This is a genomic window from Hydrogenophaga sp., assembly GCF_030656115.1.
In the GTDB taxonomy this organism is placed as follows: domain Bacteria; phylum Pseudomonadota; class Gammaproteobacteria; order Burkholderiales; family Burkholderiaceae_C; genus Hydrogenophaga.
On record NZ_JAUSOO010000129.1, the window covers coordinates 23221 to 47420 of the forward strand.

Consider the following 24200-nt stretch of genomic DNA (forward strand, 5'->3'; position numbering starts at 1 on the left):
GACCCCTATGAACGCCATGACCGACCTGAAAACCGACCACACCAACGCCACCTGGCACCAGCGCCGGCTTGACGCCACGCCGCGCGGTGTGGGCGTGATGGGCGATTTTTTCATCAGCCACGCGAAGAACGCCGAGTTCTGGGACATCGAAGGCCAGCGCTTCATTGACTTTGCGGGTGGCATTGCGGTGCTCAACACCGGGCATGTGCACCCCAAGGTGCAGGCCGCCATTGCGGCTCAGTTGCAGCGTTTTACGCACAGTTGTTACCAGGTGGTTCCGTACACCGAATACGTGCAGCTGGCCGAGCGCATCAACGCCATCGTGCCGATTGACGGCCCGGCCAAGACCGCGTTTTTCTCGACCGGCGCCGAGGCGGTGGAAAACGCCATCAAGATCGCGCGCAGCAGCACCGGGCGCAGCGGCGTGATTGCGTTTGGCGGCGCGTTTCATGGCCGCAGCCTGTTTGCCGTGGCCATGACCGGCAAGGTACAACCCTACAAAGCGGGTTTTGGCCCGTTCCCACCCGAGATTTACCACGTGCCGTTTCCGTGCCACTGTGCGTCGCTGGACGACACGAAGCACGCCATGGAGCAGCTCTTCAAGTGCGACATTGAACCCAGTCGGGTGGCGGCCATCATTTTTGAGCCGGTGCAGGGCGAGGGCGGTTTCAACCCCATTCAGCCGGCTGCCGTGCGCTGGCTGCGCGAGCTGTGCGACCAGCACGGCATTGTGCTGATTGCCGACGAGGTGCAGACCGGTTTTGCCCGCACCGGCAAGATGTTTGCCATGGAGCATTACGGCGCCAAGCCGGACTTGATCACCATGGCCAAAAGCATGGCCGGCGGCACCACGCTGTCTGCCGTGTCGGGCCGCAAGGCCATCATGGACGGCCCGGCACCGGGCGGCCTGGGCGGCACCTACGCGGGCAACCCGCTGGCCATTGCAGCGTCGCTGGCGGTGCTGGACGTGATGGCTGAAGAGAAGCTGCCCGAGCGCGCCCAGTTGCTGGGTGACCAATTGATCGCACACCTGACGGCTGCGAAGACGATGTACCCGCGCATGGGCGATGTGCGCGGCCTGGGCGCCATGGTGGCCTGCGAATTTGTGGACGCCCACGGCGCGCCCGACGCCGACCTGACCAAGCGGGTACAAGCCGCCGCGCTGAAACGCGGTCTGCTGCTGCTGACCTGCGGCGTGTACGGCAACGTGATCCGGTTTTTGTTCCCGCTGACGATTGAAGACGCCGTGTTTGCCGAAGGCCTGGCCATGCTGGACGCGGCCATGGCCGAGGTGATGGCGTGAGCTTGGGCGTCAGCGAGAACGTGAAGGAGGGTGTTCATGAGGGCGTCAGGGCGGGCGTGGACCCGAGCCCAGACGGTAGCCCCAGCCTGAGCGAGCGCATGGCCGCCTTGCAGGCGCAAGGCGTGCATTCCGTGTTGACCACCTTCACCGACCTGCACGGCGCGCCCAAAGGCAAGCTGGTGCCGCTGGCCGCGTTGCCTGATGTGGTGCAGGTGGGCGCGGGTTTCGCTGGCCCCAGCATCTGGGGCACCGGCTTGCCGCGCATGGGCGCGCGCAGCGAATACTTCGGGCGGGTGGTGCCCGCATCGCTGCGGCCGCTGCCCTTCATGCCCGGCGTGGCGCATGCGGTGTGCGACGGTTTTGCCGGTGGTGAGCCGCTGGACACCTGTTCGCGCCAGGTGCTCAAGCGCCAAGTCGAGCGTCTGCGTGCACGTGGCCTCACGCTGTGGGTGGGCATTGAGCCCGAATTTTTCCTGCTCAAACGCGGCCCCGACGGCGCCTGGCAGGTGGGCGACGCCGACGACCGGCACGCCAAACCGTCGTACGACCTGGCCGCCATCGGCCGCAACCTGGGGTTCTTGGACGGCATGCGGCGCCACCTGACGGACCTGGGTTTCGAGTTGCAGCAAATGGACCACGAAGACGCCTGCGGCCAGTACGAGATCAACTACCGGTTTGACGACGCCTTGGCTGCCGCCGACCGCTACCAACTGTTCAAGCTGACCGCGCACGCGGTAGCGCAGCAGCATGGATGCGTGTTTTCCACCATGCCCAAGCCGCTGGCGCATGCGCCGGGCAGTGGCCTGCACTTTCATTTGAGCCTGACCGACGCCCAAGGCCGCGCGGTGATGGCCGACCCGGCGGGCGCGCTGGGTCTGAGCACCCTGGGTCACCAGTTTGCGGCCGGCCTGCTGCACCACGCCGATGCGCTGGCCGCGCTGTGCGCGCCCACGGTGAACAGCTACAAGCGCCTGGCCAGCAGCGCCAGCGCCTCGGGCACCACCTGGTCGCCGGTGTGGAAAACCCTGGGCGACAACAACCGCACCTGCCTGGTGCGCACCGTGGCCAACCGGCTGGAATGGCGCCTGCCCGACCCGTCGTGCAATGTCTACGCGGCGCTGGCGGGCACGCTGGCCGCCGGGTTGTCGGGCATCGACCTGGCGCTGCCACCGGTCGAGGCTTGCGACGAAGACCTGTACCAGCGCCAGGCCCGGGGCGAGGCCATGCCCGCGCGCCTGCCGCGCGATCTGTGCCGCGCGCTGGACGCGCTGCGCCAAGACAGCCGCCTGCGCGAAGCCGTGGGCACGGCGTTTTGCGAGCAGTTTCTGACCATCAAACAGGCCGAGTGGGACGCCTGGAGCCAGCACGTGAGCGGCTGGGAGCTGGAGCGCTACGCGGATGCGAGCTGAGAGCGAAGTAATCGGCCCGCCCGCGCCGAAAATCGTCCGAGCCAGCCCAGGCTGCAATTTCTTTACCCATGGTTTGATGCGGACGAGTGGCTGGCGCAGGAGCGATTGAGCAACACCCTCCGACTCAGCAAGGACGAAAAGGCAACCCTGGATGCGGCGGCCAGCGCCTTGCACGGGATCGTGCAAATGGACCCGGGGCGGTTCATAAAGCATCGGCGCTCGCCACCCTCGTACACCGATTGCCGCGTGCTGGCGTTCGGGCAGATCCGACCCGCCGTGGTCGTGACCGATGACCTGGCCATGCACGAACTGCTCAAGAAGATGTTGACAGCCAAGCTGATCGACAGCGATCTGGTGCGTGATTCCATTTCCCTATCAACCGTGCACTTTGTCGGCTTCGCTTGCCGTACGTTTGTACTGTCTGCGCTTCGCCTTCGCGTTCACGATGGATCTGGAAACGGAATGAGATCTATGCGGCACTGGAGTCCCATCGATTCGATGGCAGCGGTGATTTGCCGGCGTCGTGGCAGAAGGTCAAACACACCGCATTTCTCAAGGTTTTCGGGAAACCAAAGGACACGTGACGCGGGACGAGCTCTCGGCCACTGCCTGCAACCGATGATCACAGGCGGCGCTGCACGCGCAGCGCCGCCCTGGCCTGCAATCAGTCGATCTTCACGTACTCGTAGTCCACCGGCTGCTGGTTGATGCCCATGCGGGGAGGGGCGATCCAGCTGGCGTACTGGCCGGGCGCGTGGTTGGGCGTCATCAGCGAGTGGATAAAGGCGATGTCCGCATCGTTGGGCAGCCACTCGCCCTGCGCGGCGGCAAAGGCTTCGGCGCTCAGCAGCTCGCCGGTCGGGCTGATGGGGTGGCCGGCGAACTCGCCGATCCTGCGGTTGAAGCCTTTGTGCGGCTGGGTGATCTTGAAGTGGATGCCGGCCTTCTCGATGCTCTTGTTCCAGCGGTCGATGCCGCCCTGGCAGTCGGCGATGTAGTCGTCCAGCAGGCGGCTGTTGATGGCGCGCAGCGCCGGTACGTCTTCCCACACCAGTTGGCCGTCCACCACGCGCTGCACCTGGTAGGTGGCGTCCTGCAGCTGGTGGTCGTCGCCGGTGAGCTTGGCCTCGTTGAAGCGGCCCTTCAGGCCGGTGTTGAAGGCATCTGCGCCGTTGCTGGAGATCTCCGAGCCAAACAGGTCGCGCGTCACGCTCATGTGGAAGTTGGCCTTGCGCTGCAGCAGCGGCAGGTCGACCACGCCCAGGGCGCGGATGCGTTCCACGTCGTACGGGTCGGTGATGCCGGCCTTGTTCATGGCGGCGCAGGTGGCCTCGATGGTGCGGCCCACGCCGGTCTCACCCACGAACAGGTGGTGCGCCTCTTCGGTCAGCATGAAGCGGCAGCTGCGCGAGAGCGGGTCGAAGCCGCTCTCGGCCAGCGCGGCGAGCTGCATCTTGCCGTCGCGGTCGGTGAAGTAGGTGAACATGAAGAAGCTCAGCCAGTCGGGTGTCTTCTCGTTGAAGGCGCCCAGGATGCGCGGGTTGTCCTGGTGGCCGCTGCGGCGCTCCAGCAGGGCCTGCGCTTCCTCGCGCCCGTCCTTGCCGAAGTACTTGACCAGCAGGTAGACCATGGCCCAGAGGTGGCGGCCTTCCTCCACGTTGACCTGGAACAGGTTGCGCATGTCGTACAGGCTGGGGGCCGTGGCGCCCAGGTGGCGCTGCTGTTCGACCGAGGCCGGCTCGGTGTCGCCCTGCACCACGATCAGGCGCTTGAGCAGCGAACGGTACTCACCGGGCACCTCTTGCCAGGCCGGCTCGCCCTTGTGCTTGCCGTGCGGGATGGTGCGGCCTTCCACCTTCGGCGCCAGCAGGATGCCCCAGCGGTACTCGGGCATCTTGACGTAGCCGAACTTGGCCCAGCCCGCCGGGTCCACGCCCACGGCCGTGCGCAGATAAACCTCGGCGTTCTGGAAACCGTCCGGGCCCATGTCCTTCCACCAGTCGATGTAGTTCGGGTGCCAGCTTTCCAGCGCGCGCAGCAGCTGGCGGTCGCTGGAGAGGTCCACGTTGTTGGGAATGGCGTCGTCGTAGTTCACTTCCACAAAGCGGTCGTTGCTCACGGATTCCGGGGCTTCGACAAGGGTGTCTTCTTGGCTCATGGGGGGTCTCCTGGGTGGGGATTTATGCACTTTAATGCAAGTCGTCACGGACGGTTAAGTGCAGTATCTTGCTTATTTGAGGCAGCGATTTGCGCTAGATCAAAAGGCGTTCAGATCACCGCCGGGCCTCCGCCGCCGATCAGGGCAAACCCCCATGCCTGCAGCAGCGGGCTGTTACCCCGGCCACCGAGCGCGCTCCAACAATCGTCTCCACACCCCCCCACCACCAGGAGATACGCATGGGCAAGAAGCTGTTGATGATCTGTGGCGATTACTGCGAAGACTACGAAACCATGGTGCCGTTCCAGGCGCTGCAGGCGGTCGGCCACACGGTGCACGCCGTCGCGCCCGACAAGAAAGCCGGCGACTTCATCCACACCGCCATCCACGACTTTGAGGGTGCGCAGACCTACAGCGAAAAGCCCGGCCACCGCTTCACGCTCAATGCCACTTTTGCCGACGTGAAGCCCGAGAGCTACGACGGCCTGGTGATTCCCGGCGGGCGCGGCCCCGAGTACCTGCGCATGCACACCAGCGTGATGGCGCTGGTCAAACACTTCACCAGCAGTGGCAAGCCGGTGGCCGCTGTCTGCCACGGCGCGCAGCTGCTGGCGGCCACGGGCGACATCCAGGGCCGCACCATCTCGGCCTACCCGGCCTGCCAGGTGGAGGTGGAGCTCGCGGGCGCCACCTACGCCAACATCGCGGTGGACCAGGCCGTGACCGACGGCCCCTTCGTCACCGCGCCCGCCTGGCCGGCCCACCCGGCGTGGATCGCACAGTTTCTGGTGGTGCTGGGCACCAAGATCACGCATTGATGTGAATCACCCGCGCCAGAAGCCGCCGACAATGCGGCTTCGTCCGCGAAATCGTCCTCCAACGCAGGAGTGCTGCCATGTGTGAAGTCTTCATCAGCGCCAACCCCGACAGCTACGCCAGCCGCACCCGCTCGGTGCGGCTGCACGGCGTGGTGACCAGCATCCGGCTGGAGAACCTTTACTGGGACGTGCTCACCGAGATCGGCGCGCGCGACGGCATGGCGGTGGTCGCGCTGATCGAGAAGCTGTACGACGAGTTGGTGGCCGCGCGCGGCGAGGTCGGCAACTTCGCGTCCTTCCTGCGCGTGAGCGCGCTGCGCTACATGGCGCTGCAGGCCCATCACCGCATCCCCATGGACAACGCGGTGCCGATCCGCTCGCTCGACGCGCGCGCCGTGCTGCATGCGCTGCCGGCGCACTGGGCGCTGCCGACGCCCGCGGCGTCCGGCACGGTGGTGGCGCTGCGCCGCAAGGGTTGAGAGCAACGTAATCGGCCCGCCCGCGCCGCAAATCGTCCGAATGTCGTTCAGAAATACTCATGAAAATCAATCACGTAGGACGAACGACTTGAAAGACTTTCGCTCATCGCATCCGCTCTGCGTTGCAAATGCGCGCCGGAGGGGCGGTTGACGCGGTTTCGCGATAATGCAGCGCTTGACTTCCACCACCTCAACCACTGCCAAAACCTGGACCAAAACCGCCGACCGGCCGCTGCGCAGCGCTGCCAAGTCGCTGGGTATCTGGTTGTTCGCCCACTTTGTGGGTGTGCCGGTGCCGTGGCGCGCGGTGCGGCAGACGGACGGCGCGGCACTGCTGGCTTTTGAGCATGAGCGCCTGAGGGCGCTGGCCGCAGCGGGCGAACGGGTGCCGCCGGTGCTGGGTTTTGACGGCTACACGCTGGAGACGGGCGACATCGGGCCCACGCTGGACCATGTGTTGCACCGCACGCCCGAGGCCGAGCGACTGGCGCTGATGTGTGCGGCCAGCGCCGATTTGGCGGGGTTTCATGCGCGGGGACAGTGGCACGGTGGCGCCCAGACGCGCAACCTGACCTGGGATGGGCAGCACTTTGCCCGGCTGGATTTTGAAGAACGCCTGCAACCGGGCCTGCCGCTGGCCACGGTGCAGATGTACGACGTGTTGCAACTGGTGTTGTCGCTGGCCCGCTACCTGGATGCCTTGGGGCCGCCATCGGTGGTGGCTGTGCTCAACGCCTACCACGCAGCGAGCCAGGCTTCGGCAGGGCGCGCGCAGCCCGCGTCCGATCTGGCGGGTTTCTTGCGCCGGCTGTTGCCGCGTTTGTTGCGGGTGTCGCGCATGGCCGCCTGGTCCAGCCGGCTGGATAGCTCGCGCGAGTTGGTGCGCTTGCGCACCGTGCTCGACGGCATGGCGGCCTTTGTGCAACAGGCCGGGCAACCCTGAATCCGACCCTTACCCGATGACCGGCGCGATACGGTTGCTGGTGCAGCACCCGGCAGAACAACCCGAACGCTTCAACGAGGTGTTGGAGCGCATGAACGGGGCTGATCACTGCTGCGCCAGTTGTGCCGGCTGGAACAAAGCATTCAGGCGTTGCATCACCAGGGAGTCGGTTTCTTTCTGGGCATCGATGTCATCCTGGGTGAACTGTTTGTTGACATCGGCAATGTTTTTGTTGATGTCGGCCAGCGATTTGCTGACGTCAATCTGGTCAAAACTGTGCTTGGCGCCATCCTTGAGCACCAGGGCCACCGCATTGCTGGTGGCCGCGCCTGCGCCCAGCGCCATGGCGTTGGTGATGCGCTTGTTGCACTCGCCGTCTTTGTAAAGACCATCCAGCGAGCCGTGGTAAATCGTCACGGGCGAATACGGCAGCCAGGTGGAACTCCAGGGGTTGGTGTTCTGGTTTTTGTAGGCATTGCCCATGCCGCAGCCGGGATAGTAGGCAAACCCTTCGGCAAACGGGCGTGAGCCGGAGGTGCCTTCATGGGACTTCTCCAGCGCAGACAGCACGGTGGTGGCACCGTTGGACCAGCCCAGCAGTGCCACGCGGCCAGCTTGGGCCACCCCTTGCGAAACCAGGTAATTGCGCGCAGCCAGCGCATCCTCGACCCGCTCCGTCACCTCGTTCACTTTGCTGACGGTGCCCTCGAAACTGGACGGGTATTTGGCGACGGTGGCGTTGCACTGGTTGGCCACGTTGCGGAGGGTGAAACTGTCCACCAGCAGCACGTCGTAGCCCGCATTGGCCAACTGGTTGGACCAGCGCAGATGGATGTGGGACATGGTCTGGCTGTCGGGATTGCTGTTGGACCACAGACCGGCGCAACCATGCAACAACACCACCGCGGCGTTTTTGGAGATCACGCCCCTGCTGCGCACCAGATAGGCGCTGATGCTGGTATCGGGTGTGGGATGGAGCGTGATCAGGGTTGGCCCGGTGCCTGTGGCCCGTGCGTTGGTTGCGCTCACCGCTTGGGCTTGCTCAGTGGCCACACCGCCTGTCTCGTCGTCGCCACCGCCGCAGGCCGCCAACGCCAGGCTGCCCACCGCACAGGCAAGCGCTGTGAAAAGGCGGCGCGAACAGGCGCGGGCATGGGGACGGGGATTTGCGGTTGCGGAGGTGGCAAGCATGCCGGTTGGGCGGATGGTCGGATTCATGAAGGCTCCAGTGGACGTGAACAGTGTTTGGATGCCTTCTCTATTGCACAGGGTGTGCCAAGCCGAAAACCCTTATGAATCAAGGATCTTTTTGTTTTGACGGCGCGGAAGGTGTCGGCGTTTGCCGACAGCCTTTGGCCACATTTCAGGAAAACCCTTGAAAATCAACCAACTTTCACTGTCGGTGTTCACCGACAGTTCCGGAGGCAGATTTGAAATTCGCCGGATCCATCTGATGGCGACCCAGCAACGCATAAAAATCGGTCCGGTTGCGTTGGGCCAACCGGGCAGCCTGGGTCACGTTGCCCCGGGTGATCTTGAGCAACTGGCTGAGGTAATCGCGTTCAAATTCGCGTCTGGCCTCGTCAAAAGAGCGCATCTCGGCCAATGGCCCCTGTTGCATCGACAAAGCCCGCTGAACCAGCGCCAGCGGAACCTGCGGTGTGGTGGAAAGCACCACGCACTTCTCCACCACGTTGTGCAGCTGGCGCACATTGCCCGCCCAGGGCGCCGTGCTCAGCAGTTCCAGAGCACCCGGTGCAAAACCTGTCACGTTTTTGCCGTAGCGCCTGGCCAGGGTTTGCCTGAAATGCAGCGCCAGTGGCGCAATGTCTTCGCGCCGCTCGGACAACGCGGGCAGATGCAGGGACACCACGTTCAACCGATAGAACAGGTCTTCCCGGAACCGGCCCGCAGCCACCTCGTCCTCCAGCCGCTTGTGGGACGCGGAAATGATCCTCACATCCACCTTCACAGCCCGACCGGCCCCCACGGGCCGCACTTCCCGTTCTTGCAGTGCCCGCAGCAGCGTGACTTGCACGGCCAGCGGGAAATCGCCAATCTCGTCCAGAAACAGCGTTCCCCGGTGCGCACTGACAAACAGACCAGGCTGGTCCCGGACCGCGCCGGTGAAGGCCCCTTTGGTGTGACCAAACAGTTCGGACTCGATCAGGTTGTCGGGAATGGCCCCGCAGTTCACCGCCACCATGGGTTGGGCGCGGCGCGGGCTGGCCGCATGGATGGCCTGCGCCAGCAACTCCTTGCCTGTTCCGCTTTCCCCGTGGATCAGGACAGACGCATCACTCTGGGCCAGCAGATGGGCCTCGGCCAGCAGTTGCTCCATGCGCGGGCTGCGCGTGATGATGGACGCCCGCCATGCATCGGCGGGTACCTGCTGGTCGGGGTGGGCATCGTGGTCCACGCCCAAAGCCTGGGCAGCGTGCAAAGCCCTGTCAACTTCAGCCATCAGCTCACGCGCCTCGAATGGCTTGGTCAGATAACCGAACACGCCGCGTTGCGTGGCACGCACCGCGTCCGGAATGCTGCCATGGGCCGTGAGTATCAGCACGGGCAGCAACGGGTTGCGCCTGTGGACCAGCTCAAAGAGTGCAAGGCCGTCCATGCCCCCCATGCGCAGATCGGTGATGAGCAATTGCGGCAAAGCATGGTCCAGGCGGGCCAGGGCCATTTCGGCACTGTCGGCCTGCACGACCTCATGGCCTTCGTGCTTGAGCCTGAGCGCCAGCAGCCGCAACAGGGCGGGATCGTCATCAACAATCAGAATGCGTGCCATGTTGTGTCTCTATGTCGCCACCACCGGGGCGTGCAGCCACAGCCGGAAAGTGGAGCCTTTGGTTTCTTCGCTGATCACTTCCATGCGGCCCGCGTGCAGGGCCACACACTCCTGCACGATGTGCAGGCCCATGCCCGTGCCGCGCACATTGCCCACATTGGCCCCTCTGTGAAAACGCTCAAACAGGCGTGGCAGATCGGTGGCCGGAATGCCGATGCCCTGGTCTTGCACCTCCAGCTGCACATGTTCACCATCAGCCCGTGCCCTCAGCCACACCTGGCTGCCTTGGGTCGAATACTTGAGTGCGTTTCCCAGCAGATTGGTGACGATGTGCCGCACCAGCTGGGCATCGGCCTGGCGGGGCTGTTCCAGCCCGGTGCACTCGCAATGCAAAGCGTGGCTGCGGGCATCGAGCCGAATCATTTCCTCCGCCAGCTGGGTCAGCAGCTCCGAAAACGGCAACGGGGCTGGGCCACAGCGAAACCCGCCGGCATCAAACTGGCTGGTCAGCAACACCTGATCGACCATGGCATTCATGCGGGCCACCGCCCCTTTGATGAGACCCAGCACCTCATGGCGCTCTTGCTCGGGGAAGTCGTGGCCGTAATCGTCCAACAGTTCGGCCGAAGAAAAAATGGTGGCCAGCGGCGTGCGGAACTCATGGCTGATCATGGCCACGAAGCGGGCACGCATTTCGTTGAGCTCCTTTTGCTGCGCCAGCGCATGGCGGGTGTCCTCTTCGGCCTGCTTGCGTTCGGTGATGTCCAGCACCGTCCATACCGTGCCTTCACCCAGATCGCGCGGGCTGACCGCCTGGCCCGACAGCGAGACCCAGATGGGCTGGTTGTCCAGTCGGCGCATGGGCAACTCGGCGCGGTAAACCTCGCCCCGCGCAATGGCGGCGGCCACATCGCCCCCCACGCGCAGATATTGCTCGCGGCTCGTGTACACCTGCTCCATGCTGTGCAGGGGTTGGGCCGGATCGTTCCTGAACAAGGCAAGCATGGCCGGGTTGGCCCAGCGAAACCGGCCGGCGGCCGTCAGAAAAACGATGCCCACCACCGAACTGTTCAAGATGGTTTCACGCTCTTGCAGCGTCGCCGCCAGTTGCTGCTCCAGCCGTTTGCGTTCGGAAATGTCCCTCAAGATGGCCCCGAAACTCACCCCCTCATCCGACAGGATGGGCCAGACCGAGAGCTCAACAGGCATGCGGGTGCCGTCTTTTCTGAGCGCTTCGACCTCAATCATCCGATTGAGCATGGTGGACTGCTGGGTGGCCAGGTAACGGTTCAGTCCACGGGTGTGGGCCTCACGGAATTCCTGCGGAATGATCAGCTCAGCCAGCGGCTGGCCCAGAGCCTGTTCGGCAGTCCAGCCAAGCAGCTGCTCGGCACCCAGGTTCCATTCGATCACACGTCCTTGTGCCGTGATGCCCAGAACCGCATCGCGCGCAGAGTTGAGCAAATGCTTCAGCTGCTGTTCGCGCGCCTGAAGCCGTGCGATCTCAGCCAGCAGGTCTGCTTGGGGGGGTGTATTCATGGCTGTTCCGGTGCGCCGAAAACTTCACTCACAGATCCGTGTGATGTGATAGCCAGTGGTTGATGGGTATCGACTTATTTCCACTTTCCGGATTCGGGTGTGGCAGCGCTCTGTCGGGTGACAAACTGGGTGGAAAAGGAGGGGCTTATCACCACACGACTTTTTCAGATTGTTTGGCACCCGGGCGACCCGTTTTGCCATAAAACATGAAAAACCGCCGCATTTGTGAGAGCGGAAGTGAAAAAATCCGCTGATCTCATCAGGCGCAAGCAATCAATGATTGAATGATAACGGTTGAGGCCCTTGTATGCCACAACGGCGGACAGCCAAGAAACCGCAGCCGGCTCCAATTGCGCACCCGACACATGCGTCAGAGACACATGCGTCAGACAGCCTTTATCCATCTGCTGCATTGCTCAGACGAACAAGTGCAAACCAAGGGCCAAGCGTTCGCCTGTGCGGGGTGGGCGCTGAGTCGCAAGGCCAAGGCTTTCAGCGGTGCTGGTGACCAACAGCGCCTACCCGCTGGCGGCCTTTGGACAACTCCACCGGGATGTTGTGTTGTTCAACTGCTGCTTTTGGTTTTATCCCATCAGCAACGATGTACAAGGAATTTCATCAGACCGGTTTTAAAGGCGCATAATCCGAACGTTCGATCAGTTTCACTGGTCGCACAGGTTAGGTGATCGGTCAGTTTCGCGCGCTACGGCGGTACTTTTTTGGTTTGTTGTGCTTTCGGGACCCCATCGCTTTGTTTTATGTGTTTTTGAGGAGTCCCCATGGGCAATAAACTTTACGTCGGCAACCTGCCGTACACCGTTCGCGACGAAGACCTGCAACAGTCATTCAGCGAATTCGGATCTGTCAGCAGCGCCAAAGTCATGATGGAGCGCGACACGGGTCGCTCCAAAGGTTTTGGTTTCGTTGAAATGGGCAATGACGCCCAGGCCCAAGCGGCCATCAACGGCATGAACGGCCAGTCGCTCGGCGGCCGCAGCATCACCGTGAACGAAGCACGCCCCATGGAGGCACGTCCTCCCCGCACCGGCGGTTACGGCGGTGACCGTTCGGGCGGTGGTGGTGGTGGTGGTTACGGTGGCGACCGTTCCGGCGGTGGCGGCTACGGTGGTGGTGGCGGTCGCGGCGGCTACTAAGCCCTGCAACGTCTGTCAACGGCAGCCATGCCGTTGCACCCCATTTGACTCAACTTGGTGTTGAGTCGTAAAAAGGCTTCAAAACTTTGGTTTTGAAGCCTTTTTGCTTTGGCACCGCACAGCGCTGAAAAACACCAAATGCGCTATTTCCGCTCGGGCAACTCGATCTTGACTTCAAGCACTTCCAGATCGTCTTCACGTTCCAGCATGACCTTGATATCTTCTGGATTGATTTTGATGTATTTGCTGATCACAGCCATCAACTCGCGCTGCAGTGCAGGCAAATAATCCGGTTCGTCTGTCTTTCGCCCACCGCGCTCATGCGCCAAGATGATCTGAAGCCGCTCTTTGGCGACACTGGCGGTTTTCTTTTTTTCGCCTAGCAGGAATGACAGGAGCGACATACCTTACTTCCTTCCGAACATGCGCTTGAGGAAGCTGGCTTTTTCAGCTTCGATGAAGCGCAGTGGCTTGTCGGTGCCCAGAAAGCGATCAACCACGTCGGTGTACGCCTCGGCCACGTCGGTGCCCTTGAGGTGGATGGCTGGTGTGCCCTGGTTGGACGCGGTCAGCACACTTTCGCTCTCGGGAATGACACCGATAAGTTTGATGCGCAAAATGTCTTGAATATCTTCCAGCGAGAGCATCTGCCCTTCAGCCACACGCGTGGGGTTGTAGCGCGTGATCAGCAGATGCTCCTTGATGGGCTCTTTGCCCTCTATGGCGCGCTGCGTCTTGCTGCCCAGCATGCCCAGAATGCGGTCGGAGTCGCGCACGCTGGAAACTTCGGGGTTGGTCACAATGAGCGCTTCATCGGCGTAGTGCATGGCCATGAGCGCACCGGTTTCAATGCCGGCTGGCGAGTCGCACACGATGTACTCAAAACCCATGGCGGCCAGGTCGATCAATACGTTGTGAACACCTTCCTGGTTCAACGCGTCTTTGTCGCGCGTCTGGCTGGCAGCCAGCACAAAGAGGTTCTCGCACTGCTTGTCTTTGATGAGCGCCTGGTTCAGATTGGCTTCACCATGGATGACATTGATCAGATCGTAGACCACACGGCGTTCACAGCCCATGACCAGGTCAAGGTTGCGCAAACCAACATCGAAATCGATCACAGCCGTCTTGTGGCCGCGCAGCGCGAGTCCGGTAGAAAAGCTGGCGCTGGTGGTGGTTTTGCCGACACCGCCTTTGCCGGAGGTAACAACAACAATTTTGGTCATGAAGGAAATTCTTTCAGAAGCACGGTAGTGTGTGGTGCCCATCGGATGGACTGCGGCATCACACAGACAAAGGGTCAATCACAAGCTTTTCTCCGTCCTCCCCAATGACCAGGCGCACTTGGGCTGGTTTGCCCAGCACCGCATTGGGAAAAGGGACTTCGCTGGTGCGGTAAATACCCGCCACCGAAACCAGTTCGGGCGCCATATTGAGGGCAAAAATGCGGGCTTCGGTGTTGCCGCGGGCCCCTGCAATGGCCTTGCCGCGCAGCGGTGCGTAAACATGGATGTGACCGTCGGCCATGATTTCAGCACCGGGATTGACCATGGCCATCAACACCAGGTCGCGCCCGCGGGCATAGACTTGCTGGCCCGAACGAAGCGGTTTGTCAATGACCAGGGCCCCAGCCGCTGGCGGAGGTGCCACCGTTGGTTGCGCAACGGGTGCCGCCTCACTGGCCGCAGGAGTCGCTGGCCCGCGGTGCAGCGTAGCGTCGGGGGCAGAAATCAGACCGGCGGCCATGGCCTGGGCCATTTGTGCTTCGTCGCCACCCCGCACAGCCAACGGTGTCAGCCGGTACTGGCGCAGCATCTGCATCAGTGCCACAAAATCGAGGTTGGCACCGGGCTCAACGGTTTGCAGGGAAAAAAGATCAATGACCAGCGCATCGTGGTCAAAAAAATCGGGTACGCCCCCAAATTGCTTCGCAAATTCTGTGCTGAGACGGGCCAGATCAGCAGATTTGAGCAAGAGGGCCACCAAAGGCAAGTTGGCGCTCTTGATCTCGAAGGTGGTGGGCGCGTTGGCAGCGAGGGCAACGGACATGGGTGGGGCAACAGACTCAAAAACCGAGGACGACAAGGGAAAAAGCAACGGACGCGAATCCCTTTCAAGCCCGCCACCAGCCACGGCATCTTAACAGCGGGCAACGGTACCAGCGCCAAGGACTTGTACCCAAGTGTGTTCCCCCATAGGCGTTTTCAGACCCGTCTTGGCACAGCCTTGCTGAATCGGCTTGCGATTGGACAAGACAGGCCGAGCCTCACCGCCGCATACTGATAACCGCATGAAAACTCAATCCCAACCATTGACCGACACGCAGCCTGGGTGTCCACCCGAACACCCACCGTCAACAGCCCCCGGCGTCTCGCGGGGATGGCGGCAGGCACTGGTGTGGCTGCGCATGACCCGACCAGCGTTCTTGCTGCTGACCGTGGTGGCTTGCGTGCTGGGCACTGCAACCGCGGCAGCGTGCGGTTGCGGACTGGACGTGCCGCTGGCACTGGGCGCCACCGCGTTGGCGGTGCTGGCACATGCGGCCGGCAATGTGCTGAACGACCTGCACGACGCGCGCAACGGCGCCGACGCGGCCAACCAACAAGGCATTTTCCCGTTCACGGGTGGCTCCCGCTTGATACAAACCGGCGTGGTGAGCGAACGGCAAACCGCCGAATTGGCCACCGCGCTGCTGGTTTTTTTGGTGCCGGGCGGCCTGCTGCTGGCGGTGAAGGCCGGCGGTGGTGTGTTGCTGCTGGGCATGGTGGGGCTGGCGCTGGCCTGGGCGTATTCGGCGCCCCCACTGAAACTGGTGTCGCGCGGCTTGGGTGAACTGACCGTTGCCCTGGTCTGGTTTTTGGTGGTGGTGGGCGCCGACTATGTGCAGCGGCTCCACTTTTTCCCCATACCCGCCTGGGTGGCACTGGGTTTTGCACAGTTGGTGGCCGCGCTGTTGCTGATCAACGGATTTCCGGACGCCGATGCCGACGCGCAGGTGGGCAAACGCACCCTGGTGGTGCGTCTGGGGCCGGTGCGCGCCTGCGCCTTGTACGCGGTGCTGGTGCTGGGCGCGCACCTGTGGCTGGTGGCTGGGGTCTGGCTTTTGGTCCCTCCCACCCAAGCCCTGTGGGGGCTGGTCTCGTTGCCGTTTTCGCTGGCAGCGGTTGCCTGGCTGGCCTGGTATGTGCGCCAGCCAGCACGGCTCAAACCAGCGCTGGTGCTCAGCGTGGCAGCGGTGCTGCTGCACGGCCTGGGTCTGGCCGCAGGGTTTGCCCAACTGGCCAGGTTGCACTGATCCCCCCGCGGCTGGGCGTTTTCCTTGTGGCCTGTGGAAGCGACGGCACTACAGCCACCCCCGGCTTCAGTTAATCACAACACTGTGAATAACTTTTTAATAACCACACACTTATCCACAGAAGAACGGCTGCATCTCGAGTTGTCCCCGTTTCTGTCGCCGGGTAACAGGGCCCTCTGCACAGGCTTTTGCAGGACCCAAGTGCTTGTCAGCACTGGAAAAAATCGGCTTGTCCACACAAAAAGGGCCCCTCTACTACTGCTACTAATTTGTATTAAAGCTATAGAGAGATAGAAAGCGGGAACCGAAACCCCCTGTTTTTGCGCCGTCCTGAACCGCGATCAGCGGTTTTGGGGGCGGTTTTAAAAAAACCTCCGCGGTTCCGCCGTGCGTTTTTCGCGGCTTGTCGCACGCGAACCACGGCAAAGAGAACCACACGGCTTCGTTGCGCACCTAAACTGGGTTTGTGCGCTCAAGTCCGTCCTGTTCACTCACCAGAACAGGCACAAGGCCACGACAAATCAACAGCAACCAGGGAGTTTGTCTTTGGACTCGATACACGCCGGTGATCTCAAAACCATCCTGCACTCAAAACGTGCCAACCTTTACTACCTAGAACACTGCAGGGTGCTGGTCAACGGTGGCCGCGTCGAATACGTCACCGAAGAAGGGAAACAGTCGCTGTACTGGAACATTCCCATCGCCAACACCACAACGGTGCTGCTGGGCACCGGCACTTCCATCACCCAAGCCGCGGTGCGCGAGCTGGCCAAGGCTGGCGTGATGCTGGGTTTTTGCGGCGGCGGTGGCACGCCGTTGTTTGCGGGCATGGAACAGGTGCTTGAGGTGGCCTGGATACCGCCACAAAGCGAATACCGACCCACCGAATACCTGCAGCACTGGGTGCGCTTCTGGTTTGACGATGCGCTGAGGCTGGCCGCAGCCAAGTCTTTTCAGCAGGCGCGGCTCACCCGCCTGCGTCAGCACTGGGGCAGCAGCCGTGTCTTGAAAGAACAGGGTTTCCATGTCGATGCCGACGCCTTGGATGCGCTGCTGGTTTCGGCCGCCGCCAACATGGACCGCGCGGTCGATCACACGAACCTGATGACCGAAGAAGCGCGTCTGACCAAGCAGCTTTACAAACTGGCTTGTCGGGCCACGTCTTATGGCGAGTTCACCCGATCCAAACGCGGCGACAGCACCGACGCGGCCAACCAGTTTCTGGACCACGGCAACTACCTGGCCTACGGATTGGGCGCCACCGCCACCTGGGTGCTGGGCATACCGCATGGGCTTGCGGTGTTGCACGGCAAAACCCGGCGCGGCGGGTTGGTGTTTGATGTGGCAGACCTGATCAAGGATGCGCTCATCTTGCCGCAGGCGTTCATCTCGGCCATGAAGGGCCACAGCGAACAGGAATTCCGCCAAGCCTGCATTGAAGCGCTGACCCGCACCGAAGCACTCGACTTCATGATCGACACCCTCAAAGCGACAGCGCTCGCTCTGGGGCGCCAGGCGCAACAAGCATCAGCCCCCACAGAGGGCTCACCGCTGTGAACGTGCTGATCATTTCGCAATGCGACAAACGCGCGCTGACCGAAACCCGGCGCATCCTGGACCAGTTTGCCGAGCGGCGCGGCGACCGCACCTGGCAAACCCCGATCACGCAAGACGGACTGGACACGCTGCGTCGCCTGCTGCGCAAGACCGCGCGCAAGAACACCGCCGTGGCCTGCCACTGGATACGCGGCCTGGACCATTCCGAACTGGTCTGGGTGGTGGGCGACCGCAAACGCTTCAACGCGCATGGCGCGGTGCCCACCAACACCACACAGCGCAACATCCTGCGCGGCAACGATGAAAACGACTGGCACACCGGCCAGGACATCCACCTGCTGGCCGGGTTGGCCGCGCTGCTGCACGACCTGGGCAAAGCCAGCCGCGCTTTTCAGATGCGGCTGCGTGGTGACTTGACCGAGCGCAACCAAGTCCGGCACGAATGGGTGTCGCTGCGGCTGTTTGAAGCTTTTGTCGGCCACGACGACGATGCCACCTGGCTGGCCCGGCTGGCCAACCCCACGGCTGATGACGATGCTGCCTGGCTGGACTGGCCAGGGGGGCGTTTGCACCGCGATGGCATGGACGACCCTGTGCCCGCCCCCTTTGCCAGCCTGGCCCACGCGCCACTGGCCCAGGCCGTGGGCTGGCTGGTTGTCACACACCACCGCCTGCCCGTTCCACCGCCTCACGGTGAAGATGCAAAAGAGAATGCGGCCACCCTGCGCACAGCGCTGCAACGCATCCGTGCCGACTGGAACGAGAGTGGCTCTGGCGGCGACACAGCAACCCATCCTGGCAACACCGCCCTGTATTGGGACATTGAACCGGCCCATTTGCCCACCACCACCGCGCTGTGGCGCAAACGTGCCGCCCGCCTGGCCCAGCGCTTGCTGACCCTGTGCCAGCAACCCGACAAAGGCGCGTGGCTGTCGAACCCCTACGTGATGCATGTGTCGCGCCTGTGCCTGATGCTGGCCGACCACCACTATTCCAGCCTGGGGCTGGACGGCAAAGGCCAGCCCGCAGCCGGGCGTGTGCAAGGGCAACAAGGTTTTGCCGTGTATGCCAACACCCTCAGACCCTCGGGCAAGCCCAATCAGCAGCTGGATGAACACCTGCTGGGCGTGGCCCGCCACAGCAGCGAAATTGCCCACGCCTTGCCCGGCTTTGAGCACCACTTGCCCGGCCTGGGCGATTGCAAAGCCCTCAAAAAACGGGCCGCACACGAACACTTTCGGTGGCAAGACAAGGCCGCCGACCTGGCCGCCAGCGTGCGCGAGCGGGCCCATACCCAGGGCGCCTTCATCGTCAACCTGGCGTCCACCGGCTGCGGCAAAACCCTGGCCAACGCCCGCATCATGTACGCCCTGGCCGACCCCACACAGGGCATGCGCTGCGCCTTTGCCATGGGGTTGCGCACCCTCACGCTGCAAACCGGGCGTTCGTTCAAAAACCTGCTGGGTCTGGGAGACGACGAACTGGCCATCCGCGTGGGCGGTAGCGCCAGCCGGGCGCTGTTCGAGCACCACGAACGAGAAGCCGAAAAAACCGGATCGGCATCGGTACAAAGCCTGTTCGACGAAGAGGGCGATGTCGTGTTTGAGGGCAACACCGACGGTCATGTGTTGCTGAAGAAAATCCAGCACGATCCCGCCATCAGCAAACTGCTGGCCGCGCCATTGTTGGTCTGCACCATCGACCACCTGACCCCGGCCACCGAAAGCCAGCGCGGCGGCCGCCAGATTGCCCCCATGCTGCGCCTCATGAGCGGGGACCTGGTGCTGGACGAACCCGACGACTTCGACATGGCCGACCTGCCTGCCCTCACCCGGCTGGTGCATTGGGCCGGGCTGCTGGGCGCTCGCGTGCTGCTGTCATCGGCCACGTTGCCGCCAGATCTGGTGCGCGGCCTGTTCGATGCCTACCGCCATGGCCGTGCGCACCACCAGCGCAACCGGGGGAATGCGCCCGGCGCGGCACCCCAGGTGTGCTGCCTGTGGGTGGACGAATTCAACCGCGAACACAGCGACTGCGCCGATGGCGAAGCGTTTTCAGCAGCGCACACCGCTTTTGCACAAAGCCGTGCAGGCCGCTTGAAGGGCGCAGAAGTGCGGCGCATCGCCCAACTCGCCGCCTTGAGCCTCCCCAAAGGCAAGGCCCAGGGCAACCCCACCCACGCCAGCCTGTTTGCCGCGCGGATCATCTCCCTGGCGGCGGCGCTGCACGGCAGGCACCACAACCCCGATCCTGTCAGCGGCAAGCGCGTCAGTTTCGGGCTGGTGCGCATGGCCAACATCGAGCCACTGGTCAGCGTGGCGCTGGCGCTGTACGCCGCCACCGAATGGCCCGCCGGGTTGCGCGTGCATATGTGCGTGTACCACTCGCAATACCCGCTGTTCATCCGCTCCGACATTGAAAAGCGGCTCGATCAAGCCCTCAACCGCCGTCCTCGGCCCGACGGCAGCGACCCCGTGTTCAGCCTGCCCGACATCCGCCAGCGCCTGGATGCCCACCCCGAGCCCGACCATGTGTTCATCGTGCTGGGCTCTCCCGTGACCGAAGTGGGCCGCGACCACGATTACGACTGGGCGGTGGTGGAGCCCTCGTCCATGCGCTCGCTCATCCAACTGGCCGGGCGCGTGCGCCGCCACCGCAAGGGTGCCGTCACCGCGCCCAATGTGCGGGTGTTCCAAAGCAACCTGCGGTACTTCAAAAACAGGGGCGTTGAAAACATCGCCTTTTGCCAGCCCGGCTTCGAGAGCAGGCAGTTCCCGCTGAGCACGCACGCCATGGAACAGTTGCTGGCTCAGGAGCTGGATGCCAAAACCCAGAGCATGCCCATCACCGCGATCCCGCGCCTGCTGGCCCGCCCCAGCCTGAACGCCCGCCAATCGCTGGTCGATCTGGAACACGCCCGCATGCAACACACCATGCTGGCGCACCCGGCGGCCGAACTCAACGCCGCCAGCTGGTGGAGCCTGCCGCCCGACGTGGCGCTGTTGACCGGCGTGATTCCGCGGCAGCAAGCCTTTCGCCAGGACAACCACGACGACATCGAACTCGTGCTGTTGCCCGACGAGGACAACGAAGACGATTTCCGCGTGATGGAGCGCCGCGACAACCCCCAGGGCCGCCGGGGCGAAGAAATGTGGGTTTCGGCAGAGCAAAGGGTTGTCCGCATTCCCGACAGCCAAGTGCAAGGCGAACGCATCAGCCCTTGGGCAGAAACCGACTACATGCAGGCCCTGTCGCAATTGGCGTCTGACATGGATGCCATGGACTTGACCAAATGCGCCAAACGCTTCGGCACGGTCACCTTACCGGTGTACGCCCCGGGTGAAGCCAGGCCCTGGCGGTTTCACCCGGCTTTGGGGTTCAGCAAGGTGCCGTCGTGAGCGGCTTCGGCCGCCCGACCTCATCAAACACCTTCAGTGGGTGCCCAGCATCTGAACGCCCGCTGTTGCAGCCGCCTTGGCCAGACCGGCATCCAGCGTGGCCAGCGGCAAGCCCGTGCGCAGTGCAAGCTCCAGGTACGCCGCATCGTAGGCAGACAACCGGTAGCGCCGGGCCAGGTTCAATGTGTCTCCCAGGGCGTGTGTGGCCGTGGCCGGATCGGTCACGATGTTGAGCTGGCCCAGCAGGGCAACGTAGCGCTGTGATTCGGCCTCGGTCACGATCCCCTTGGCTTCCACTTTGGCCACCACATTGGCCACTTCAAGCGCCCACAGCGAGGGAACCACCGCCTGTGAATCCTTCAGCGCCATCAGAGTGGCTTCCGCGTAATCGACGCCAGCCGGGTTGGTGCCTGGCACCAGCCAGAGCAAGGCCACCGAGGCGTCCAGCACAAACCTCATGCCCTGCCTTCATCGATGAGGGCCTTGAGGTCCAGGGCACCGACCGGTTTGCGGGACAGCATGAAGGCGTGCATCTCATCCACAGCTGCTGTCGCTGCGGATTGTTTGTTGCCCTGCGCTGGCACCAGATCGGCCACCGCCTCGCCCCGCAACGTGATGGTGTAACGGCTGCCCGCCTGTATGCCACGCAGCAACTCCGGCAGTTTCGTTTTGGCTTCGTAAGACCCGACTTCGATGTTCACGATGGGCTCCTTGTGGTTGGTGTAGACCAGATACTAGACCAGTCGGAGCAGGCGGGCAACTTGTCTCTGCGGGAGAAGATCCGCGCCAAAGCCGGAACTGCGAGCGGTGCTGGCAAGGCTGGCACAACACAACTTGATCAGTTGGTCATAGCCGTACCTCGGCGGCCTGAGTCATGGGATTTGGTTGGGGCGGCCGAACTTTCGAACTCAGAAAAACGCAATAACATGAGCCTACAGATACAAAAGGAATCTGTGCTGTGCAACAACAGGGAGAAACCGGATGCAAAAACACCATCCGCAACGCAGTGCCGAGCTGCGTGCGGTCATCGTTGAATTTCTCAACAAGCGGCTGGCCGACAAGCTCGACGGCATCAAGGGCGACAACCCCGAAGACGAGCCGCTACGGCAACAACGGCGCACCGAATTGCACCAGCAGTTCCAACCCGCCACCTGGCTCGAAGATGCCGCCCGCCGGGCCAGCCAGATTCAGGCGGTCACGCACTCGCTCAAGCCTGTTCACCCCGATGCCAAAGGCACCAGCCTGTATTGCCCGCCTGCCGAGTTGGCCTGCTTGCCGCTGGTGGGTAGCCATTGTTTGGGGGCTGACTTTGCGGGCGATGTGGTGGGCAATGCCGCTGCGCTGGATGTGTACAAGTTCCTGAAACTGGAGCATTCGTCCCAGTCTCTGCTGGCGCTGTGTCTTCAAAACGATGCCGATTTTGCCGCTGCGTTGAGCGATGACGCAGCCACGGCGCAGGCATGGATGGACGCTTTTGCCAGCCTGACCGCACCGCGCGGACAACTGGCATCGCACACCCTGGCCAAGCAACTCTATTGGCCGGTTACCGACAACCCGCACCGCGACGACGGTTTTCATGTGCTCAGCCCGCTGTACGCCAGCTCACTGGCGCACAAGGTGTACGGGCAGTTGCAGGACGACCGTTTCAGCGATGAAGCCAAAGCCGCGCGGGAGGCCAAACGGGCCGACACCTTCAGCGAGCGCCCGGTGCGCGAATACCGGCACATGGCCGTGCAGCAACTGGGCGGCACCAAGCCGCAAAACATCAGCCAGCTCAACAGCGAGCGCCGGGGCAACAACCACCTGTTGGCCTCGCTGCCGCCGGTGTGGCAATCGGTGGCGGTCAAGCCTGTGCTCAACACGGACTCCCTGTTTCACCGCTACAGCCGCCGCCCGCTGGTGCGCCAGCATGTGAAAGCCCTGCTGGACTTTCTTAAAACCGACCCCCACCCCAACCAAGCCACCCGCAACCAGCGGGCGGGTTACGTGGACAGCCTGCTGGACGAGTTTTTCCAGTTCACCGCCGAACTGCGCGAGCTGGAGCCCGGCTGGAGCCAGCACGCCGATTGCGACCTGAGCATGGCGCAAGCGCATTGGCTGGACCCCTTGGGTGCGGCGCCCTCCGCGCCCTTGGATCGGGTTGAAACCATCAGCCGGGACTTTGCCGGGTGGCTCAACGCCCAGTTGCATGCCGCACTGCCCGTGGGCGACCCCGAGTTTGTGGCCTGGCGCAGGCGCATGACCGACGAAATTGATGCCTTTGAACGGGAGAGCAGCCATGCCGATTGAGGCCACCCCAGTTGCCACCGACACCACCGCAACCCCCCACGCGGCCTGGCTCATCTTGCCGCGCCTGCGCGTGCAAAACGCCAACGCCATTTCCAGCCCCATGACCTGGGGGTTTCCGTCCGTCACCGCCTTCACCGGCTTCATGACGGCGCTGGAACGCAAGCTGGGGCCGGATGCGGGCATCCGCTTCTCGGCCATCGGCATCATCTGCCACGGCTTTGAGGCCCAAGTGACGCAAGGGGGTTACACCCGCAGCTTTGCCCTCACGCGCAACCCCGTGCTGCAAGATGGCAGCACAGCGGCCATCGTGGAAGAGGGGCGCGTTCACCTCGACATCACCCTGGTGCTGCAAGCGTCCATCAGCGATGCGCTGCTGGACGATGCCCAGCGCCAAACCTGTGCCAACGCCATTGCCCAACAGGTGGCGGGCATGCGCCTGGCTGGGGGCAGCGTCATGCCATCCATGACCCAGACCCGCCAGCGCAGCCCCAAAGCCAAGCTGGTGCGCCAGGAAAGCGGTTTTGAGCAGCGAGAAAAACAGTTCAAGCGCCTCAGCCGCCAATGGTTGCCGGGTTTTGCCTTGGTGTCGCGCGACGACGTGTTGCACGCCCGCCTGGCCGACATGCAAAACAGCGCCGCACCCGGCACACCCGCGCCCACCTTGCTCGATGCCTGGCTGGACGTGGCGCGCCTGAACATCCGCGCCAGCCTCCACCCAGACACCCAGGCCGTGGAATGGAAGCCCGACGCCCGGCCCGGCTGGCTGGTCCCCATGCCCGTGGGCTTTGCCGCCCTGTCCGAACTTCACGCGGCGGGCACGGTGAGCGGCACACGCGACCCCCGCGTGCCCTTCCGGTTTGTGGAAAGCGTGTACTCCATCGGGCAGTGGATCAGCCCCCACCGGCTGAGCGACTGCACCCACCTGATGTGGCAGCCCACCTACGCGCCCGACACCGGCCTGTACCGCTGCACCAACCCCTATGCCGAGCATGCCGCAGCGGCAACCCCAGCTGAAACCTACGTCCCCCTGTCGATTGCAGATTGAAAACCCACCCCCAAGGAGCAACCCC

20 protein-coding genes are annotated in these 24200 nt (G+C 63.2%); 11 read left to right on the top strand and 9 right to left on the bottom strand.

Annotation, left to right across the window (positions count from 1 at the left end):
* Positions 1–7: 7 nt before the first annotated feature.
* Both gabT and Q7J58_RS16255 read left to right on the top strand, forming a co-directional pair.
* Complete coding sequence (gene gabT / locus Q7J58_RS16250) at positions 8–1303, top strand: 4-aminobutyrate--2-oxoglutarate transaminase (protein WP_304830305.1); 1296 nt, start codon at positions 8–10, stop codon at positions 1301–1303.
* Entirely contained in the window at positions 1300–2712 is a 1413-nt protein-coding gene (locus Q7J58_RS16255) for a type III glutamate--ammonia ligase (protein WP_304830307.1), read from the top strand. Before gabT ends, Q7J58_RS16255 begins: the two co-directional genes overlap by 4 nt.
* A gap of 664 nt (positions 2713–3376) precedes the next feature.
* On the opposite strand, the gene boxB is transcribed toward Q7J58_RS16255, so the two are convergent.
* Complete coding sequence (boxB, locus tag Q7J58_RS16260) at positions 3377–4870, bottom strand: benzoyl-CoA 2,3-epoxidase subunit BoxB (RefSeq protein WP_304830309.1); 1494 nt, start codon at positions 4868–4870, stop codon at positions 3377–3379.
* A 239-nt stretch (positions 4871–5109) separates the two neighbouring features.
* On the opposite strand from boxB, the gene Q7J58_RS16265 reads away from it, so the two are divergent.
* The 3 genes from Q7J58_RS16265 (at position 5110) to Q7J58_RS16275 (ending at position 7110) form a co-directional block, all read left to right on the top strand.
* Positions 5110–5688, top strand: a complete 579-nt coding sequence (locus Q7J58_RS16265; RefSeq protein ID WP_304830311.1) for a DJ-1/PfpI family protein — start codon at positions 5110–5112, stop codon at positions 5686–5688.
* 77 nt (positions 5689–5765) lie between these two features.
* Positions 5766–6167: a ribbon-helix-helix domain-containing protein gene (locus Q7J58_RS16270; RefSeq protein WP_304830313.1), complete on the top strand. Its 402-nt coding sequence runs from the start codon at positions 5766–5768 to the stop codon at positions 6165–6167.
* Between the two features lie 175 nt (positions 6168–6342).
* On the top strand, positions 6343–7110 hold the full coding sequence (locus tag Q7J58_RS16275; RefSeq protein ID WP_304830315.1) for a hypothetical protein: 768 nt from the start codon (positions 6343–6345) through the stop codon (positions 7108–7110).
* A 105-nt stretch (positions 7111–7215) separates the two neighbouring features.
* Here Q7J58_RS16275 and Q7J58_RS16280 read toward each other — a convergent pair whose 3' ends face one another.
* From Q7J58_RS16280 to Q7J58_RS16290, 3 genes are all read right to left on the bottom strand, one after another.
* On the bottom strand, positions 7216–8328 hold the full coding sequence (locus Q7J58_RS16280) for a prolyl oligopeptidase family serine peptidase (protein ID WP_304830317.1): 1113 nt from the start codon (positions 8326–8328) through the stop codon (positions 7216–7218).
* Between the two features lie 175 nt (positions 8329–8503).
* Entirely contained in the window at positions 8504–9901 is a 1398-nt protein-coding gene (locus tag Q7J58_RS16285) for a sigma 54-interacting transcriptional regulator (protein ID WP_304830319.1), read from the bottom strand.
* A gap of 9 nt (positions 9902–9910) precedes the next feature.
* Entirely contained in the window at positions 9911–11440 is a 1530-nt protein-coding gene (locus Q7J58_RS16290) for a PAS domain S-box protein (protein WP_304830320.1), read from the bottom strand.
* Between the two features lie 779 nt (positions 11441–12219).
* On the opposite strand from Q7J58_RS16290, the gene Q7J58_RS16295 reads away from it, so the two are divergent.
* Entirely contained in the window at positions 12220–12594 is a 375-nt protein-coding gene (locus Q7J58_RS16295; protein ID WP_304830322.1) for an RNA-binding protein, read from the top strand.
* Between the two features lie 143 nt (positions 12595–12737).
* On the opposite strand, the gene minE is transcribed toward Q7J58_RS16295, so the two are convergent.
* The 3 genes from minE to minC are packed head-to-tail and all read right to left on the bottom strand — an operon-like array spanning position 12738 to position 14640.
* Positions 12738–12998: a cell division topological specificity factor MinE gene (minE, locus tag Q7J58_RS16300; protein ID WP_304830324.1), complete on the bottom strand. Its 261-nt coding sequence runs from the start codon at positions 12996–12998 to the stop codon at positions 12738–12740.
* Between the two features lie 3 nt (positions 12999–13001).
* Positions 13002–13817 (bottom strand): septum site-determining protein MinD, encoded by an 816-nt coding sequence (gene minD / locus Q7J58_RS16305; RefSeq protein WP_304830326.1) that lies wholly within the window; start codon positions 13815–13817, stop codon positions 13002–13004.
* Between the two features lie 58 nt (positions 13818–13875).
* Positions 13876–14640, bottom strand: coding sequence for a septum site-determining protein MinC (gene minC / locus Q7J58_RS16310; protein WP_304830328.1), 765 nt, complete (start codon positions 14638–14640; stop codon positions 13876–13878).
* 358 nt (positions 14641–14998) lie between these two features.
* Here minC and Q7J58_RS16315 point away from each other — a divergent pair, with 358 nt between their 5' ends.
* The 3 genes from Q7J58_RS16315 (at position 14999) to cas3f (ending at position 20841) form a co-directional block, all read left to right on the top strand.
* Positions 14999–15886, top strand: a complete 888-nt coding sequence (locus Q7J58_RS16315; protein WP_304830330.1) for a prenyltransferase — start codon at positions 14999–15001, stop codon at positions 15884–15886.
* A 546-nt stretch (positions 15887–16432) separates the two neighbouring features.
* Positions 16433–17443: a type I-F CRISPR-associated endonuclease Cas1f gene (gene cas1f, locus Q7J58_RS16320; protein WP_304830332.1), complete on the top strand. Its 1011-nt coding sequence runs from the start codon at positions 16433–16435 to the stop codon at positions 17441–17443.
* The gene (cas3f, locus tag Q7J58_RS16325; protein WP_304830334.1) at positions 17440–20841 is read left to right on the top strand and encodes a type I-F CRISPR-associated helicase Cas3f; all 3402 of its coding nucleotides are present in this window, start codon (positions 17440–17442) and stop codon (positions 20839–20841) included. Before cas1f ends, cas3f begins: the two co-directional genes overlap by 4 nt.
* 33 nt (positions 20842–20874) lie before the next feature.
* Here the strand turns inward: cas3f and Q7J58_RS16330 are convergent, their stop codons facing one another.
* Together Q7J58_RS16330 and Q7J58_RS16335 are read right to left on the bottom strand one after the other, a co-directional pair.
* The gene (locus Q7J58_RS16330; protein WP_304830336.1) at positions 20875–21300 is read right to left on the bottom strand and encodes a type II toxin-antitoxin system VapC family toxin; all 426 of its coding nucleotides are present in this window, start codon (positions 21298–21300) and stop codon (positions 20875–20877) included.
* A complete protein-coding gene (locus Q7J58_RS16335; protein ID WP_304830338.1) occupies positions 21297–21542 on the bottom strand; it encodes a prevent-host-death protein in 246 nt (81 codons plus the stop codon). Before Q7J58_RS16335 ends, Q7J58_RS16330 begins: the two co-directional genes overlap by 4 nt.
* A 280-nt stretch (positions 21543–21822) precedes the next feature.
* On the opposite strand from Q7J58_RS16335, the gene csy1 reads away from it, so the two are divergent.
* Together csy1 and csy2 are read left to right on the top strand one after the other, a co-directional pair.
* Positions 21823–23130 (top strand): type I-F CRISPR-associated protein Csy1, encoded by a 1308-nt coding sequence (csy1, locus tag Q7J58_RS16340; protein WP_304830340.1) that lies wholly within the window; start codon positions 21823–21825, stop codon positions 23128–23130.
* Positions 23120–24175, top strand: a complete 1056-nt coding sequence (gene csy2, locus Q7J58_RS16345) for a type I-F CRISPR-associated protein Csy2 (RefSeq protein ID WP_304830342.1) — start codon at positions 23120–23122, stop codon at positions 24173–24175. Before csy1 ends, csy2 begins: the two co-directional genes overlap by 11 nt.
* The last annotated feature ends 25 nt before the right edge of the window (positions 24176–24200 follow it).